The following is a 16,832-nucleotide window of genomic DNA, read 5'->3' as shown; positions in this document are numbered from 1 at the left end:
CGCCAAGACTCCCTGGGAAAGGTCAGCGCCGATTGTGACCAGACCCGGGGGTGCGCTGCCAGTCTGATTGCGACGTTTGGCAAGGCTATTCGAGCGCAGCAGCGCGACCTTGCCCTGGGGACTCGAGGTGGTATTGGATGAGCCAACCGAACTGTTCGCTCCCTTTCGAGGATCACCGCCATGCCCCTCTCGTCGCGCCTGACACCCCTGTCCGAACAGCACATGACGCCAGAACAGCAGGGGGTGCTGGCCGACATCCAGAGCGGCCCACGCGGCAATCTCGACGGCCCCTTCCTGGCCTGGATCCACAGCCCGGCGCTGGCCGACCACGCCCAGCGGCTGGGCGCCTTCTGCCGCTACGGCACCCGGCTGGAGCTGCGCCTCACGGAGCTGGCGATCCTCACCACCGCGGCCTGGTGGCGTTCCCAGGCCGAGTGGCAGATCCACGAACCCGTCGCCCGTCAGGCAGGCCTTACGGACGCGGTGATCGAGGCGCTCCGCCTGCGCGAGGTGCCGACGTTCGATGCGCCCGAGGACGCCTGTGTCCATGCCATCGGTACGGCGCTCTACGATACCCGGCGCGTCCCCGATGAGCTCTATCGGCAGGGGGTGAGGCTGTTCGGCGAAGCCGGGATGGTGGAGTTGATCGGGGTGTATGGCTACTACAGCCTGGTGGCCATGACCCTCAACGCCTTCGCGGTCGACCGCGGCAGCGAAGCGCCCCTCCCCTTCGCCGAGTGAGGCAGGCCGCGGACTAGTCAAGTCTTGATCGCTGTCCACACGGCGCTTCCAGCGCCCCGATGACCACGAGAAACGCCGTGTCCTCTGCGCCAGAACGTAGCGTTTTTTGTAACCGATCGACATTGGGTCCATGCCAGGTTGTTGTCTGGGCCACTAGCCGGAGCTCTGCCTCTATCGCGCCTGCTTTATCGCGGCCATGGCGGGCCGCCGATACGGCCGCTCCTACGGGCTATCCGGCTGCTGTAGGAGCAACTGTCTTATCGCCCGGGTCACTGAAGACGAGCGTCCGCTCCAAGCGCCCCCTCTCCCTTCGGGAGAGGGCTGGGGTGAGGGGAATCCTTCGCGGCGAACTCACCCGTGGAAAAGGCTGCGCCGTTTTCCACACTACGACCTGTAGGTGCGGCCCATGGCCGCGATAAGACAAACGGCATTAGCTCACGGACCGATCTAAACGCGGCTATCTCGCCGCCACGGCGTCCACCGACCGACCGCGCCAGGCCAGCGCCAGGGTCATCAACAGGCCCAGGGCGGCCATGCCGGCGCCGGCCAGGGAAATCGCCGGATAGCCGAGACCGGCATCGATCACCGCCCCGCCGAGGGCCGCACCCAGGGCATTGCCCAGGTTGAAGGCGCCGATATTGACCGCCGAGGCCAGATTGGGGGCGTCCTTGGCGGCTTCCATTACCCGCATCTGCAGCGGCGGCACCAGGGCGAAGCTGGCGAAGCCCCAGACGAGGATGGCCACGGCAGCCGCCAGCGGCCAGCGCATCAGCACGCTGAAGGCCAGTAGCACCACGATGAGTACGCCCAGTGAGACGATCAGGGTGCGGTCGATGGAGCGATCCGCTGCCTTGCCGCCCCAGAGATTGCCCAGGGTCAGGCCGACGCCGAACAGGACCAGCATGGCGGTGATGAAGGCAGTGGAGGCGTGCGTCTCGCGGCTGAGGATGGGCGCGATGTAGGTGAAGACGGTGAACATGGCGCCCGAGCCGACCACGGTCAGCGCCAGGGCGGCCAGCACCGGCGGCCGACCCAGCACGCGGATCTCGGCCAGCACGCCATCGCTCGGCGGCAGGGCCACGTTGGGCAGGGCGAACCAGAGCGCGGCCATGGTCAGCAGGCCGAGTCCGGCGATGCCCCAGAAGGCCTGGCGCCAGCCGAGCAGTTCCCCGAACCAGGTGGCCAGGGGCACCCCGCCGATGGTGGCCAGGGTCAGGCCCATGAACATGGCGGCCACCGCCCCGGCGCGCTTGTCCGGAGCGACCACGCTGGCTGCCACCAGGGCGCCGACGCCGAAGAAGGCGCCGTGGTTGAGCGAGGTCACCACCCGGGCGATCAGCAGGCTGGTGTAGTCGGTGGCCAGTGCCGACATCAGGTTGCCCAGGGTGAAGATGGCCATCAGGCCGATCAGCAGGTGGCGACGTGGAATGCGGCCGGTGGTGAGGGTCATCAGCGGTGCGCCGATCAGCACGCCGAGGGCATAGGCGCTGACCAGCAGGCCCGCCGCCGGGATGGACACGCCGAGGTCGGCGGCGATGCCCGGCAGCATGCCCATGGGGGCGAACTCGGTGACGCCGATGCCGAAGGCACCGGTGGCCAGGGCCAGCAAGGGAGGATTGATACGCATGGGAAAGACTCCTTATCTATGCGACGAATGCTAAGCTCCCGCTCTAGCAGCCGGTAGACGCCGGTTGCGGCATGCACCTTTGCCTAGGAGTCACAGATGGACTTGGCGGGCCGATCCGGCGAGATGACGGTGTTCGTGCAGGTGGTGGAGGCCGGCAGCCTGTCGGCCGCGGCGCGTGCCCTCGGCCTGACGCCTTCCGCGGTGAGTCGCTCCCTCGCCCGCACCGAGCAGCGCCTGGGTACCCGCCTGCTGCTGCGCACCACCCGCGCCATCACCCTCACCGCGGAGGGCGAGGCCTATCTGCGCGCGGCGCGGCGCATCCTCGCGGATCTGGCCGAGGTAGAGGAGGCCATCGCCGACCAGGGCGTGCCGCGCGGTCGACTGAGGGTCAGCGCCGCCCTTGGCCACGGGCGGATGACCATCGTGCCCCTGGTAGCCGCCTTCAGCGCCCGCTATCCGCAGATCGTGGTGGACCTGGCACTGGGCGACGAGGTGGTGGACATCCTCGCCGGCCAGGCCGACGTGGCGATCCGCTTCGGTCAGCTGGCCGACAGCCCCCTCAGCGCCCGCCCCATCGGCGTCACCGGCCAGGTGGTGGTGGCCTCGCCCGCCTATCTCGCCCGCCACGGCACGCCCCGGGTGCCGGAAGACCTGCTGCAACACAATTGCCTGAGATTCAACTTCCGCCGCGCCGAACCGGACTGGCCCTTCCAGCGCGACGGTCGGGTGTTCTCGCTGAAGATCGCCGGCAACATCGAATGCAACAGCGGCGAGGCCCTCGCACAGCTGGCCCGGGAAGGCGCCGGCATCGCCCGCATCGGCGCATTCAGCGTGGCCGACGACCTGCGCAGCGGCGCCCTGGTCCCGTTGCTGGACGCCTGGAATCCGGGTGACCAGGAGCCCATCCACGCGGTGTTCGTCGGCGGGTCCGCCATGCCGGCGCGGGTGCGGCTGTTCGTGGATTTCCTGGTGGAACGGCTGGGGTCCTGAACGAGGGCGCGGAACTCCACCCCACATCCCGCCCCTAATCAGCCACGCCCGCACTCCTGGCGCCCCCTTGCTGACTCGAAGCACCGCCCGCGGTCGCTTCGCTCACTGGTAGGGCGCCTGCGTCGCCTTCTCTTCGTGTCTGCCAGGATAGTCCATTCGTATGTCTGCCCCTGCTTCCGCTTCCGCTTTCGCCGACCCCGACCAGCAGGCCTCGGCCCGCCGGCTGATCTTCATCACCGTGCTGGTCGCCACCATGGGCGCCCTGGCCTTCGGCTACGACACCGGCATCATCGCCGGCGCCCTGCCCTTCATGACCCTGCCGGCCGACCAGGGCGGGCTGGGCCTCAACGCCTACACCGAGGGGCTGGTGACCGCCGCGCTGATCGTCGGCGCGGCCTTCGGTTCGCTGGCGGCAGGTTATCTCGCCGATCGCCATGGCCGCCGCACCACCCTGCGCTTGCTGTCGATCCTCTTCGTGCTGGGCGCCCTGGGCACCGCGGTGGCGCCCTCGGTGGAGCTGATGGTGGTCGCGCGCTTCGTGCTCGGTCTGGCGGTGGGCGGCGGTTCGGCCACGGTGCCGGTGTTCATCGCCGAGATCGCCGGGCCCAAGCGCCGCGGCCGGCTGGTGAGCCGTAACGAGCTGATGATCGTCAGCGGCCAGTTGCTGGCCTATGTGCTCAGCGCCCTGCTCGCCTGGCTGGTGCACGACAACGGCATCTGGCGCTACATGCTGGCCATCGCCATGGTGCCGGGGATCCTGCTGTTCGCCGGCACCTTCCTCCTGCCCACCTCGCCGCGCTGGCTGGCGGCCAAGGGTCGGATCGAAGAAGCCGAGGCGGTCCTGGAACGCCTGCGCGACACCCCCGCGGAGGTACAGCGCGAGGTGCAGGAGATGCGCGAGGCCGAGGAACAGGCCAAGCACCGGCCGCCATTGCGCGAACTGCTGCGCCAGGGCTGGGTGGTCAAGCTGCTGTTGCTGGGCATCGGCCTGGGCTTCGTCGCCCAGTTCACCGGGGTCAACGCCTTCATGTACTACACCCCGATCATCCTCAAGAGCACCGGGATGGGCACCAGCGCGGCCCTCACCGCCACCATCGGCAACGGCGTGGTCTCGGTGATCGCCACCCTGCTGGGCATCTGGGCCATCGGCCGCGCCGGACGCCGTACCCTGCTGCTGGTCGGCCTGGTGATCGTGGTGCTGGCGCAACTGGCACTGGGCAGCGTGCTGCTGTGGCTGCCGCAGGACCTCACCCAGAGCTACCTGGCGCTGGCCTGCATCCTGGTGTTCCTGCTGTTCATGCAGATGTGCATCGCCCCGGTGTACTGGCTGCTGATGTCGGAGCTGTTCCCCAACCAGGTGCGCGGCCTGCTCACCGGGGTGGCGGTGGCCGTGCAATGGCTGTGCAACGCCACCGTGGCCTTCAGCTTTCCGGTGGCCCTGGAGGCCATCGGCAACTACACCTTCTACGTCTTCGCCGCGATCAACCTGGGATCGCTGGTGTTCGTGTTCTTCTGCCTGCCGGAGACGCGCGGCAAGTCCCTGGAGGAAATCGAACGCCATCTGAAGAAAGAGCTATAGCGAGCCGTTAGCCGACCGATCGACGATTTTCCGCCTTGCTGCGGACCAGATGGAATAATTTCTCACCCCGTATCAAGTCGGACCTTTCCAGGCCGATGCAGAGTGAAGGCATGTCGCCGTCATTCTTCGCGCCAGGGCGCGACCGGGGCTTTCGATGAACATCAAGCAGAAACTCACCTCGCTTTTCGCGGTAACCGCCTGCCTCCCGGTGATCCTGGTGGCGGGCGTGGTCATCATGAACGTGCGCAGCCAGGCCACCGACGACTTCCTCGACGGCAGCGGGCGCGAAATCCGCCAGATCGATCGCAACATCCAGCAGTTCTTCTCCGGTATCCAGCAGAACGTCGACTTCCTCGCCAAGGAGCCGGCCATAGTCGCGCTGGAAGGCCTGAAGAACTACAGCGGCGCCGATGCCGCCCAGTTGCCGCAGCCGGAAGCCGGCCAGCAGGCGCTGGCCTATTTCACTCGCTTCGCCAAGACCCACCCCACCACCGCCTATCTGTCGGTGGGCCTGGCCGACGGCGGCTACGTCAGCTGGCCGGACGACGCCAAGCTGGCCAACTACGACCCGCGCGTGCGGCCCTGGTACCAGACCGCCATCGCCAATCCGGGCAAGGTGGTGCGGACGCCGGCCTACTACTGGGCGACCGATGACGTCTCCCTGATGGGCGTGGTGCGGACGCTGGAAGACGCCAGCGGCAAGGTGCGCGGCGTGGTCGGCCTGGACATCTCCCTCAAGCAGCTGACCGACCTGGTGAAGAGCATCACCCTCGGCCAGAGCGGCTACCTGATGCTGGTGGAAGACAGCGGCAATGTGCTGGTCGATCCCCGCGATCCCAAGCACAACTTCAAGCAGCTCAAGGAGCTGGGCGATGCCTACCAGACCCTGAGCGGCATCCAGAGCGGCCTGGGCGAGGTCACCCTGGGTGGCACCGACTACATGGTCAACGTCTATCAGGCCAAGGACCTAGGCTGGAAATTCATCGGTCTGATCGAGCGTAGCGAGGTGATGGGCAAGGCCACCCGCCTGACCTGGCAGATCGCCGGTATCACCGCCGTGCTGGCGCTGGTGTTCGCCCTGCTCGGCGCCGCCTTCGCCGGCATGATCGTGCGGCCGATCCGCGGCGTGTCCGCCGGCCTGGAATCCATCGCCCAGGGCGAAGGCGACCTGACCAAGAGCCTGAACGTGCAGGGCAAGGACGAAACCGCCACCCTGGCCGGCTGGTTCAACCAGTTCCTCGCCAGCATTCGCCAGCTGGTGCAACGCATCGGCCAGGCCTCCAACGACCTGCAGCAGGCGTCCCAGACCACCACCCAGGCCGCCGCCAGCATGAACGAGGTGGCCGGTCGCCAGCGCGAAGCCGTGGAGCTGGTGTCCACCGCCTTCAACGAGATGGTCGCCACTTCCAACGAGGTCGCCCGCTCCTGCAGCCAGGCCGCGGCGTCCGCCGACGTCGGCCATCACAAGGTGCAGGAAGGTTACGGCCAGATCGAGCGGGCCACCGGCAACGTCAACCAGCTCAGCGGCAGCCTGTCCCAGTCGGCCCAGGCCATGGCCGTGCTGGAGCAGGACAGCCAGAACATCAACACCATCCTCGACACCATCCGCGGCATCGCCGAGCAGACCAACCTGCTGGCGCTCAACGCCGCCATCGAGGCGGCCCGGGCCGGCGAGCAGGGCCGCGGCTTCGCCGTGGTGGCCGACGAGGTGCGCGCCCTGGCCAAGCGCACCGCCGACTCCACCGGCGAGATCGACGGGCTGCTGGGCAACCTGGCGCGCAAGACCCAGGAAGTCACCCGCCAGATCGAGACCAGCCTGCAGCTCTCGCAGACCAGCGTGACCTCGATCAGCGAGGCCCGCGGCAGCTTCGAAGGCATCCGCCATTCGGTGGACGACATCCGCAACCAGGCCCTGCAGATCGCCGCCGCGGCCGAGGAACAGCACCAGGTGGCCGAGGACATCAATCGCCACATCGCCCAGATCCAGGACGATGCCCTGCAGGTGGAAGGCCTGGCCCAGTCCACCAGCCACGACTCCTCGCGCCTGTCGCACCTCTCCGGCGAACTGAACAGCCTGGTCCGTCGCTTCAAGGCCTGATCCCACCGCATTACGCCAAGCCCCGCCGGCACTACCGGCGGGGCTTTTTGTCGCCGGGGTTCCGGTGACGCCTGGATAAGGCTGCACCGTCGTCCACCCTTGTACCTCGACTACAGCTCCTCTCCCGCTTGCGGGAGAGGGTTGGGGTGAGGGCCTGCCCCACCCGCGCTCAGAACAACCCCAGTTGCCGATCCAGCAGCCGGTCGAAGCGGTCGCCGACGAAGGGCAGGATGGCATCGGCCACCGGCGCCAGCTGGCGCTGTTCGTAGTGGTCGTAGTCCGGCGGCGCATGGGGCAGCTCGACCGGTTCGGCACCGGCGATGGTGATCAGGTAGCTGATCCAGCCACCGCGGCGGAACTGGCTGCGGCGGCCGAGGCGGGCGTTTTCCGCGTCCACCAGCCGCGCGGCCCGCACCTGGGGCGAGACGTTGCTCTGGTACTCCTCCAGCGGCCGGCGCAGGCGCTTGCGATAGACCAGCAGGTCGTCGAACTCGCCGGCGCGGGTACGAGCGACGAAGTCGCGCACGTAGTCGGCATGGGGTTCGCCGGTGAAGACGCGCAGGTACAGCTCGCGCTGGAAACGCTGGGCCAGGGGCGACCAGTCGCTGCGCACCGTCTCCAGGCCCTTGAACACCAGTTCCGGCTGTCCGTCCGCCGCGGGCCGGAGCCCGGCGTATCTCTTCTTGCTGCCCTCCTCCGCGCCGCGAATGGTGGGCATGAGGAAGCGGGCGAAGTGGGTCTCGTACTGCAGCTCCAGGTGGCTGTCCAGCCCCAGCTCGGCCTGCAGCTGCTCGCGCCAGTGGGCGTTGACCGCCCCCACCAGCTCGCGGCCGATGCGCTCGGCGTCGGCTTCTTCATGGGCGCGGCCGAGCCAGACGAAGGTGGAGTCGGTGTCGCCATAGATCACCTGGTGGCCGCGCGCCTCGATCAGCTCGCGGGTGCGGTGCATGACCTCATGGCCGCGCAGGGTGATGGACGAGGCCAGGCGGTGATCGAAGAAGCGGCAGTGCGGCGTGCCCAGCACGCCATAGAAGCTGTTCATGATGATCTTCAGCGCCTGGGCCAGGGGCGCGTTGCCAGCGCGCTTGGCGGCGTCGCGCCCCTCCCAGACCCGCGCCACCATCTCCGGCAGGCAGTGCCGGGTGCGATGGAAGCGCGCCCCGCGAAAGCCCGGCACCGTCTCGGCCTCGGGCAGCGCCAGACCCTCCACCAGCCCCACCGGGTCGATGAGGAAGGTGCGGATCAGCGACGGGTAGAGGCTCTTGTAGTCCAGCACCAGCACCGAGTCGTAGAGCCCCGGCCGGGAATCCATGACGAAGCCGCCGGGACTGGCCTCGGGCGGCTGGGCGCCGAGATTGGGCGCGACGAAGCCCTGGCGGTGCATCAGCGGCAGATAGAGGTGGTAGAAGGCGGCGATGGAGGCACCGTGGCGCTCCAGCGGCAGACCGGTGACGCTGGCCCGCTCCAGGAGGAAGCGCAGCAGCTCGGTCCTGGCGAAGATGCGGGTGACCAGCTCGCAGTCCACCAGGTTGTAGCGCGCCAGGGCACTCTTCTCGCTGGCGAACATCCGGTTGATGGAGGCCATGCGGTCGTGGGGATTGTCGATGGCCTTGCCTTCGCCCAGCAGGGTGCGGCTGACGTTCTCCAGGCTGTAGGAGGGAAACACCCAGGTCGCCGACTTGAGCGCCTCCACCCCGTCGATGATCGGCCGCCCGGCCAGCAGGGCATGGAACGGCCGGCCCTGGCCGCCGGGTTCGTAGCGATCGTCCTCCACGGAGCCACGCCCCAGGTGCAGCGGCACGCCCAGTTTGCGCGCATGTTCGTGGAGCACCCGGATGTCGAACTGCAACACGCTCCAGCCGATGATGACGTCGGGATCATGGCGCGCCAGCCAGGCGTTGAGGCGCTGCAAGAGAGTGGCGCGGTCGTCGACGTATTCCAGGTCGAAGTCCACCGCGGCGTCTTCCCCGGTGGGCGGGCCGAGCATGTACACCTGGCGCTGGCCGCAGCCGTGCAGGCCGATGCTGTAGAGCTCGCCGCGCTCGCTGGTCTCGATGTCCAGCGACAGGGTGCGCAGCTGCGGGCGGTAGTCGGGCGCGGGCCGCAGCGGCGCGGACTCGCCGTCCGGCAACTGGACCGGCGCGGTGATGAAACGCTCCATGAGGAAGCGATCCGCCGGGGCGATGTCCGCCTCGTAGACCTCGATGCCCGCCGCCGTGAGCCGCTGCTCCAGGTCACGCAGGATGCGATGGCGCGGCGCATAGAGCCCCAGGACGGGGCGTCGCTGGAAGTCCTGCAGCGCCAACTCGCGCAGTTCCACCCCGGCTGGCAGCAGCTGTTCGATGTCCGCTCGTCGCGCTGCGGGGGCGAAGGCCACCACCTGTTGCCCCGGCACCCGCAGTTGCCGCGGCCCTGCGTCGGTGGCGAACCAGAACACCAGTTCCGTTCCGGTTGGAGTCTCGCGCCAGAGGCGTGTCAGCAGAAAACCCTGGGCGGCGGCCACGGCCATCGCGCTCCTCTCATTCGCTCGGGGCGCCATTCTCGCAAGGCCGGCCGGGCCGGGCGACCCCGGCGCGCCCAGTGGTCCGCTCGTCGCACCGACGGAAAGCTCTGTGTCCTATGGCGATGATCTTGCATCGAATGCCCACACCCGTCGTAGAGCCGACTCGCTCGGCTACTGGGCGCCTTCTTGGTTATCGTTTCAGGCAGTGTCATGAATTCGTTGTCGTCGTCCTTTCCCAGCGGGGCCGTGCCCCGCTACAACGCCCAGCAAGCGCTCGTGCGCGAGCAAGCCCGCCGTTGGCTGGAACAGGACGTTCTGGTGCTGGACACCGAGGCCACCGGCCTCGGTGAAGACGCCCAACTGATCGAGGTCGCGGTGATGACCCTGAGCGGTCGGGTGCTGCTCAATACCCTGGTGCGCCCCTCCATCGCCGTGCCGCGCGAGGCGACGCTGATCCACGGCCTGACCGATGCCGACCTGGCCCAGGCACCCGCCTTTCCCGCGGTGTTCGCCCAACTCTGGCCCTTGCTGCAGAGCCGTACCGTGCTGGCCTACGGCATGGCCTTCGACTATCGCCTGCTGTCGCACAACGCTCGGCTGCACGGTCTGGTGCTGCCCCCGGAGCTGGAACGGGAGACGCCGCCGGTGCAACTGGTGGACGGCACCCGCCTGCACTGCCTGATGCAACTCTATGCCCAGTTCTGGCAGGAACCGAGCCTGGACAGCCGCAGCCAGGACGGCTGGCGGCGCAAAGCGCTGGCGATGGCCGCCCGCAACCAGGGTGTCACGGTGCAGGACACCCACCGTGCCCTGCCCGACTGCCGCCTCAAGGCCGCCCTGGTCCAGGCCCTGGCCAGCGAGTCACCGGCCACCTGGCAGGCCGTGCAGGCGTTGGCGGGCTAGTCGACCAGATAGTCCACCGGCAGGCGCCGCTCGCTCTTCAACTCGCGCAGGCAGAGGTTGGAGCGAATGTTGAACACGCCCGGCAGCTTACGCAGCACCTGCTCGACGAAACGGCTGTAGTCGTCCAGGTCGCGGGCCACCACGTGCAGCAGGAAGTCCGCCTCGCCGGTGACGTTGTAGCAGGCCAGCACATTGGCCGAGGCGCCGATGATGGCCTCGAATTGCGCCGTCACCTCTTCGCTGTGCTGGGTGCAGCCGATCTGCACGAAGGCCATCACCCCGATCCCCAACCGCCGCCGATTGACCACCGCCTGGTAGCCCTCGATGACGCCTGCCTCTTCCAGCCGCTTCTGCCGACGCCAGCAGGAGGCCTCGCTCAGCGCCAGTTGCTCGGCCAGCCGCGCATTGGATAGCCGACCATCGCGCTGTAGCCGCTCAACAATGGCGGCGTCCAGGCGATCGAATGTAGTCATGGAAAGATTCCTTCTCCAGAGAATCCCGAGGTGAAAGAATATTTCACTTTCCAAGTCGAATAGAAGGCATTTAGACAGGCTAATTCAGGGTACTTCGCCATACTGGAAGGACTTTCCCTTCGAGGTCCGCCCATGAAAGCCATCGTCTACGAAGCCTTTTCCGCGCCGCCGCGCCTCACCACGGTGCCGGACCCGACCCCCGAGAACCACGGCGTGGTGCTCAAGGTCATGGCGACCGGCGTCTGCCGCAGCGACTGGCACGGCTGGATGGGCCACGACCCCGATATCGAACTGCCCCACGTCCCGGGTCACGAACTGGCCGGAATCGTCGAGGCGGTGGGCAAGGACGTGACCCGCTGGCAGGTCGGCGATCGGGTGACGGTGCCCTTCGTCGGCGGCTGTGGGGCCTGCCCCCAGTGCCATGCCGGCCACCAGCAGGTCTGCGATCACCAGTTCCAGCCCGGCTTCACCCACTGGGGCTCCTTCGCCCAGTACGTGGGCATCCACCAGGCCGACCTCAACCTGGTGGCCCTGCCCGACAACCTGGGCTTCGCCACCGCGGCGAGCCTGGGCTGCCGCTTCGTCACGGCCTTCCGGGCAGTGGTCGACCAGGGCCAGCTCAAGGCCGGCCAATGGGTCGCGGTACACGGCTGTGGTGGCGTCGGGCTCTCCGCCATCATGATCGCCAGCGCCCTGGGCGCCCAGGTGGTGGCCATCGACATAACCTCGGACAAACTGGAACTCGCCCGCCGGCTCGGCGCGATGGCCACCATCGACGCCACCCAGGTGGCCAGCGTGCCGGAGGCGGTGCGGGAGATCACCGGTGGCGGCGCCCACGTCTCCCTCGACGCCCTGGGTCATCCCACCACCTGTTTCAATTCCATCGCCAGCCTGCGCAAGCGTGGCAAGCACGTCCAGGTGGGCCTGTTGCTGGGTGACCAGGCGACGCCCGCGCTGCCGATGGATAGGGTGATCGCCCACGAACTGGAGATCCTCGGCAGCCATGGCATGCAGGCCCATCGCTACGATGTGCTGATGGCCATGCTGCACAAGGGCACCCTGGCCCCGGACAAACTGATCGGCCGGAAGATCGGCCTCGCCGACTCCATCGCGGCGCTGATGCAGATGGATAGCTTCCAGGGCACCGGGGTCACGGTGATCACCGATTTCAGCTAGGCCACGCTAATCGGCCTCCGCCGCCTGCAACACCCAGCGCAAGCCCTGCAGGTCCTCGGCGGAGAGGGTCTCACGCAGGCGGCAGAGGCGATAGTCGACGCGGGTGTTCATGGCCACCCACTCCAGGTCCTGGCGGGTGGGCTGGGCGACGAAGTACTCGCCGTAGCGCTCGTCCAGGCCAGCCATGCGGTACTGGCCCTTGAGCGGCAGGTACAGCCGGCCATTCATCTCCCAGCGGCTGGCACTGCAGCCATGGAAGCGCACCTTGTCGCCGAAGGTGGACAGCTGGGTACGGAAATCGGTGGTGGCGTGGCCGGCACTGGTCTTGAACTGGCTGGCGATCACGCTGAAGACGATGCCTTCGGGCGAGGGCGCGCCACGCCACTCGATGACCCGGCGATTGAGTGCCGAATCGAAGGCATCGGTGAAGATACCGGCGGCCTGCGCCGGCAGCGTTGGCAGGGTCAGGGCACCCAGCAACGCCATCGTTGTTTTCAAGATGTACTCCTAGTGGAGACCCGGGCCTTGGAGGCAGTTCAAAGTCTCCTGCGCAGCGGCCAAACGGCGTCGAAAAGACCTCCGGGATGCTCATTTACCACTCGTAAACTGCGCTTCCCCGGGTCTCTTCGCCTTGTTTGGCTCTAGCTCGCGAGACGTTGAATAGACTCTTAGCCTGAGGCAGCAGGCAGAGGCGGCAAAGGGCCAGCGTCAGGATTTGGAGACCCGATTGGCTGAAAGGTGCCCCCGCCGGTCCGGATAAGCGGTATCTTTCACAGTCTGAGGACGAGTTCGCTCCCGTCCATCCCTTGAACCGTCGCCGGCGAGGCGCACGGCAACCCCTGACACGACCGGCCCAGGCGCCGGAGAGCACTGCGAGGATCTATGAGCGCTGCGGACATCGATTGGAAGACCCTCGGCTTCGACTACGTCAAGACCGACTTCCGCTTCATCGCCACCTATCGCAACGGCAGCTGGGAGCCCGGGGAGCTGACCCGCGACAACCAGTTGCACATCAGCGAAGGCTCCACGGCCATCCACTACGGCCAGCAGTGCTTCGAAGGCCTCAAGGCCTATCGCTGCCAGGACGGCTCGGTCAACCTCTTCCGTCCCGACCGCAATGCCGCGCGCATGCACAAGAGCTGCGCCCGCCTGCTGATGCCGCCGGTCCCCACCGAGATGTTCATCGACGCCTGCCAGCAGGTGGTCAAGGCCAACGAGGCCTGGATTCCGCCCTACGGCAGTGGTGGCGCCTTCTACCTGCGCCCCTTCGTCATCGGCGTGGGGGACAACATCGGCGTGCGTACCGCCCCCGAATTCCACTTCGTGGTGTTCGGCATCCCGGTCGGCGCCTACTTCAAGGGCGGCATGACCCCGCACAACTTCGTCATCTCCAGCTACGACCGCGCCGCGCCCCAGGGCACCGGTGCCGCCAAGGTCGGCGGCAACTACGCCGCGAGCCTGATGCCCGGCGCCCAGGCCAAGGCCGAAGGCTTCGCCGACTGCATCTATCTGGACCCCCTGACCCATCGCAAGATCGAGGAAGTCGGCTCGGCCAACTTCTTCGCCATCACCGGCGACGGCAAGTTCATCACCCCGCGCTCCGAATCCGTACTGCCGGGCGTGACCCGCATGTCGCTGATGGAACTGGCCCGCGACCGTCTGGACCTGGAAGTGATCGAAGGCGATGTCTTCATCGATCAGCTCGATCAGTTCGTCGAAGCCGGCGCCTGCGGCACCGCCGCGGTGATCACGCCCATCGGTGGCATCCAGTACGGCGAGAAGCTGCACGTCTTCCACAGCCTGACCGAGGTCGGTCCGGTGACGCGCAAGCTATACGAGGAGTTGACCGGTATCCAGACCGGTGACAAGCCGGCGCCGGAGGGTTGGATCGTCAAGGTCTGACTTGGGGGTTGGCTTGGTTTGAAGAAGGCGCCTTGGGGCGCCTTTTTCGTTGGCAGAGGGTTGGCGGTAGGTTGGGTTGAGCGCCAACGAAGCCCAACCTACGCAGCCACCCTCCCCCTACACCCCCTCCTTCCGCCGCAACACGGCCCTCACCCCCACGAACAACACCACCACTCCGATCGCCGCCGCGAAGAACCATCGCTTGGACACATGATGCTCGGCGAAGAAATCGCGCAGGATCTCCCCCACCAAATAACCGACGCCGGTCATGAGAAAACCCCACAGCAGCGCCCCGATGATGTTGTAGAACAGGAAGCGCCGCGGCCGTACGCCGCTGGCCCCGATCAGCAGCGGACCGATCAGACGGAAGCCATAGGCGAAGCGGATACCGATGATCCACAAGGCCTCGTGACGATGGATGCGGCTGCGCAGCCAGTCGATGCGCGCCTGCTGGCGCTTGAAACGACCGAGGATGCCGTCACCGTAGCGGCGGCCGAGGAAGAACAGCGTCTGGTCGCCGATGAAGCCGCCCAGGGCCACGCATACTGCCGTGAGCGGAAACAGCAGGTAGCCGTGGCGCGCGGCGATGCCGGCCAGGATGGCGACGCCATCGCCCTCGATCAGGGCGCCCAGAACGGCCGCTCCATAGCCGTAGTTGCTGATGACTTCGCTGTCGATCATGGCACGTCCTTAGAGACCGAGAATGGTCAGCATGATGAAGGTACCGAACAGCACGAAGTGGGTCATGCCTTCGATGGCATTGGTCTCGCCATCGTTGAGGTTGATGGCGGCGACGATCAGGGTCACCGCCATCATCACCGTCTGCACCGGGGTCATGGCCATCTGGATGGGTTGGCCATTGAACAGGGCGATGGCCTCCACCACCGGTACGGTGAGGATGACGGTGGACAGACTGGCACCCAGGGCGATGTTGATCACCGACTGCATGCGATTGGCCATGGCCGCGCGCAGCGCCGTGAGGATCTCCGGGCTGGCGGAGATCACCGCCACCACCAGGGCGGGGACCAGGGCCGGCACGGTCAGCCCTTCCAGGCCGGTATCCAGCGACTTGGACATCACCTCGGCCAGGGCACCGGTGGCGACGATGCCGACGATCAGCAGGCCGATGGACAGGGCGGCGCTGCTCTCGCCATGGCCGCCCGTCTCGCCTTGCCCCTCGACGACCGGACGCTTGCGCTTCTTCTCGGGATAGCTGTAGCTGAAGAAGTAGCTGTGCGGGCCAGTCTGCATGCGCAGGAACAGGGCATAGAGCAGTGCCATGGCGCCGATGGTGAAGAAGGAATAGACGTGCCACTGGGCCGAAGGAATGAACTCCGGCACCAGCATGGAGATGCTCACGGCGGTCATGATCATCACACCGTAGCTGCGGCTGGAATCGTCGTTATAGGGCTGCTCGCCGTGCTTGAGGCCACCGAGCAGCGCCGCCAGGCCGATGATGCCGTTCATGTCCAGCATGACGGCGGCGTAGATGGTGTCGCGGGCCAGGGTCGGCGAGTGGTCGTGGCTCATCATGATCGCCAGGATGATCACCTCCACCAGCACGGCGGAGAGGGTCAGGATCATGGTGCCATAGGGATCGCCGACCTTTTCCGCCAGCAGTTCGGCGTGGTGGGCCACGCGCATGGCCGCGCAGATGATGGCGGCGATCAGGCCACCGGCGGCGACCAAGGCCAGGGTCTGGCCGCCGCCGAGCAGCGCGTGTTCGAACACATAGGCCAGCACCGTGGCGCCGATGGCGACCAGCAGCAGGGTTTCGTCTTTGAGAGCGGCGAGCATGGAGAAAGGCGTCCTTGAATGAGCAATGCCTTGTTACGACCGCCGTAGGCGGCAAAAGGCTCGCACCTCCCCACGTCGGCGCAAGCGCTCACGCCGAGTTGATGTGTTCCTTGCAGTACAGCCGGCGGTAGGCGGCCGGGGTCATGCCCCGCTGGCGGCGGAACAGCCGGCGGAAATAGGCGCTGTCGCCGAAGCCGCAACGCTCGGCGATGCGCGCCAGTGGCAGTTCGGCATTGAGCAGCAGGCGCTCGGCGGCGGTGATGCGTTGACGATGGATGGCCTCGGTCAGGGTGATGCCGAAGGTCTGGCGGAACACCCGGCCGAGGTAGTCGGGATTGCAACGCAGGGCACTGGCCAGCGTCGCGGCGCTCAGCGCCTCACCGAAGCGGGTGCCGATCAGTTGGCGAGCACGATAGGCCAGGGCCACTCCGGCGCCCTGGACGGGGCTGCCCGCCGGGCTGCGCGCCAGGCGCTCCAGCAGGGCCAGCAGCAGCAACTCCAGGGCCGCGGCCGGGGCGCCATCTTCCTGCTCGGCGAGAAACAGCCGCAACAGGGCGACGAAGCGCTCCGGTGCCTGCACCTGGGAGCGCTGCGGTACCGCCAGGCCCGCCCCCGGGAGCGGCTCGGCGGCCAGCTCGAAGTGCAGCCAATAGAAACTCAGCTCGGGCTCGAAGTCGTCCAGGCCCTCGTGCAGGCGTCCCGGCTGCAGCAGCAGGGCGTCGCCGGCGCCGAGGACGAATTCCGTTTCCTCCTCGCGCAGGCGGAGCACGCCACGGTCGACGTAGATCAACTCGTAGGAATCGAGAATGCGCCGCGGATGACGCCCCACCCCGCGGGAGATGAAGTGACCGCCGTTCTGCACCCGCAACGGACTGGCGAAACCCAGTGGCAGCATGGCCAGGCCCTCTTGTTCCAGCGATTCGCGCAGCTTTGCACGATAAGTCGGAATCGTCCCGTTTTTATACGAATCGGCTCCCTTGTCGGTGGCCGCCCACGGGGCCAACCTAGCATCCAGGCCAACCGCCCCAAGGGCGGCAGCAATT

The 16,832-nt window shown here is 67.3% G+C and carries 13 protein-coding genes and 2 pseudogenes; 8 read left to right on the top strand and 7 right to left on the bottom strand.

The window, feature by feature from the left end; translation table 11 throughout:
- Positions 1–180 precede the first annotated feature (180 nt).
- Entirely contained in the window at positions 181–741 is a 561-nt protein-coding gene (locus tag AR540_RS19765; protein WP_059231260.1) for a carboxymuconolactone decarboxylase family protein, read from the top strand.
- 457 nt (positions 742–1,198) lie between these two features.
- Here the strand turns inward: AR540_RS19765 and AR540_RS19760 are convergent, their stop codons facing one another.
- Positions 1,199–2,368, bottom strand: a complete 1,170-nt coding sequence (locus AR540_RS19760) for an MFS transporter (protein WP_059231258.1) — start codon at positions 2,366–2,368, stop codon at positions 1,199–1,201.
- 96 nt (positions 2,369–2,464) lie between these two features.
- On the opposite strand from AR540_RS19760, the gene AR540_RS19755 reads away from it, so the two are divergent.
- From AR540_RS19755 to AR540_RS26645, 4 genes and pseudogenes are all read left to right on the top strand, one after another.
- Positions 2,465–3,358, top strand: a complete 894-nt coding sequence (locus AR540_RS19755) for a LysR family transcriptional regulator (protein ID WP_059231256.1) — start codon at positions 2,465–2,467, stop codon at positions 3,356–3,358.
- A 160-nt stretch (positions 3,359–3,518) separates the two neighbouring features.
- Positions 3,519–4,937 carry a sugar porter family MFS transporter gene (locus AR540_RS19750; RefSeq protein ID WP_059231255.1) on the top strand — a complete coding sequence of 473 codons (1,419 nt, stop codon included), beginning with the start codon at positions 3,519–3,521 and terminating at the stop codon, positions 4,935–4,937.
- Between the two features lie 154 nt (positions 4,938–5,091).
- A pseudogene (locus AR540_RS26650) lies at positions 5,092–6,180 on the top strand (HAMP domain-containing protein); the annotation flags it as partial.
- 318 nt (positions 6,181–6,498) lie between these two features.
- Positions 6,499–7,035, top strand: a pseudogene (locus AR540_RS26645) (methyl-accepting chemotaxis protein); the annotation flags it as partial.
- 169 nt (positions 7,036–7,204) lie between these two features.
- Here AR540_RS26645 and AR540_RS19740 read toward each other — a convergent pair.
- Positions 7,205–9,544, bottom strand: a complete 2,340-nt coding sequence (locus AR540_RS19740) for a DNA polymerase II (RefSeq protein WP_236712093.1) — start codon at positions 9,542–9,544, stop codon at positions 7,205–7,207.
- A 204-nt stretch (positions 9,545–9,748) separates the two neighbouring features.
- On the opposite strand from AR540_RS19740, the gene AR540_RS19735 reads away from it, so the two are divergent.
- Positions 9,749–10,441, top strand: a complete 693-nt coding sequence (locus tag AR540_RS19735; RefSeq protein WP_236712092.1) for a 3'-5' exonuclease — start codon at positions 9,749–9,751, stop codon at positions 10,439–10,441.
- Here AR540_RS19735 and AR540_RS19730 read toward each other — a convergent pair.
- Positions 10,438–10,914: an Lrp/AsnC family transcriptional regulator gene (locus AR540_RS19730; protein ID WP_059231251.1), complete on the bottom strand. Its 477-nt coding sequence runs from the start codon at positions 10,912–10,914 to the stop codon at positions 10,438–10,440. The genes AR540_RS19735 and AR540_RS19730 overlap by 4 nt on opposite strands.
- 132 nt (positions 10,915–11,046) lie before the next feature.
- On the opposite strand from AR540_RS19730, the gene AR540_RS19725 reads away from it, so the two are divergent.
- On the top strand, positions 11,047–12,090 hold the full coding sequence (locus AR540_RS19725; RefSeq protein ID WP_059231249.1) for a zinc-dependent alcohol dehydrogenase family protein: 1,044 nt from the start codon (positions 11,047–11,049) through the stop codon (positions 12,088–12,090).
- Positions 12,091–12,096: 6 nt separating this feature from the next.
- Here the strand turns inward: AR540_RS19725 and AR540_RS19720 are convergent, their stop codons facing one another.
- Positions 12,097–12,588: a hypothetical protein gene (locus AR540_RS19720; RefSeq protein WP_177339261.1), complete on the bottom strand. Its 492-nt coding sequence runs from the start codon at positions 12,586–12,588 to the stop codon at positions 12,097–12,099.
- Positions 12,589–12,972: 384 nt separating this feature from the next.
- Here AR540_RS19720 and AR540_RS19715 point away from each other — a divergent pair, with 384 nt between their 5' ends.
- Positions 12,973–13,992 carry a branched-chain amino acid aminotransferase gene (locus AR540_RS19715; protein ID WP_059231246.1) on the top strand — a complete coding sequence of 340 codons (1,020 nt, stop codon included), beginning with the start codon at positions 12,973–12,975 and terminating at the stop codon, positions 13,990–13,992.
- A gap of 117 nt (positions 13,993–14,109) precedes the next feature.
- Here the strand turns inward: AR540_RS19715 and AR540_RS19710 are convergent, their stop codons facing one another.
- From AR540_RS19710 to AR540_RS19700, 3 genes are all read right to left on the bottom strand, one after another.
- Positions 14,110–14,673 (bottom strand): DedA family protein, encoded by a 564-nt coding sequence (locus AR540_RS19710; RefSeq protein WP_059231243.1) that lies wholly within the window; start codon positions 14,671–14,673, stop codon positions 14,110–14,112.
- A 9-nt stretch (positions 14,674–14,682) separates the two neighbouring features.
- Positions 14,683–15,789 (bottom strand): calcium:proton antiporter, encoded by a 1,107-nt coding sequence (locus tag AR540_RS19705; protein ID WP_059231242.1) that lies wholly within the window; start codon positions 15,787–15,789, stop codon positions 14,683–14,685.
- 88 nt (positions 15,790–15,877) lie between these two features.
- Positions 15,878–16,684 (bottom strand): AraC family transcriptional regulator, encoded by an 807-nt coding sequence (locus tag AR540_RS19700; RefSeq protein WP_059231239.1) that lies wholly within the window; start codon positions 16,682–16,684, stop codon positions 15,878–15,880.
- Positions 16,685–16,832: the final 148 nt, after the last annotated feature.

This window comes from Pseudomonas sp. EpS/L25 (genome assembly GCF_001512295.1).
In the GTDB taxonomy this organism is placed as follows: Bacteria; Pseudomonadota; Gammaproteobacteria; order Pseudomonadales; family Pseudomonadaceae; genus Chryseomonas.
Note: the sequence above shows the minus strand (reverse complement) of the source record. Positions and strands in the feature narration are given on the sequence as shown.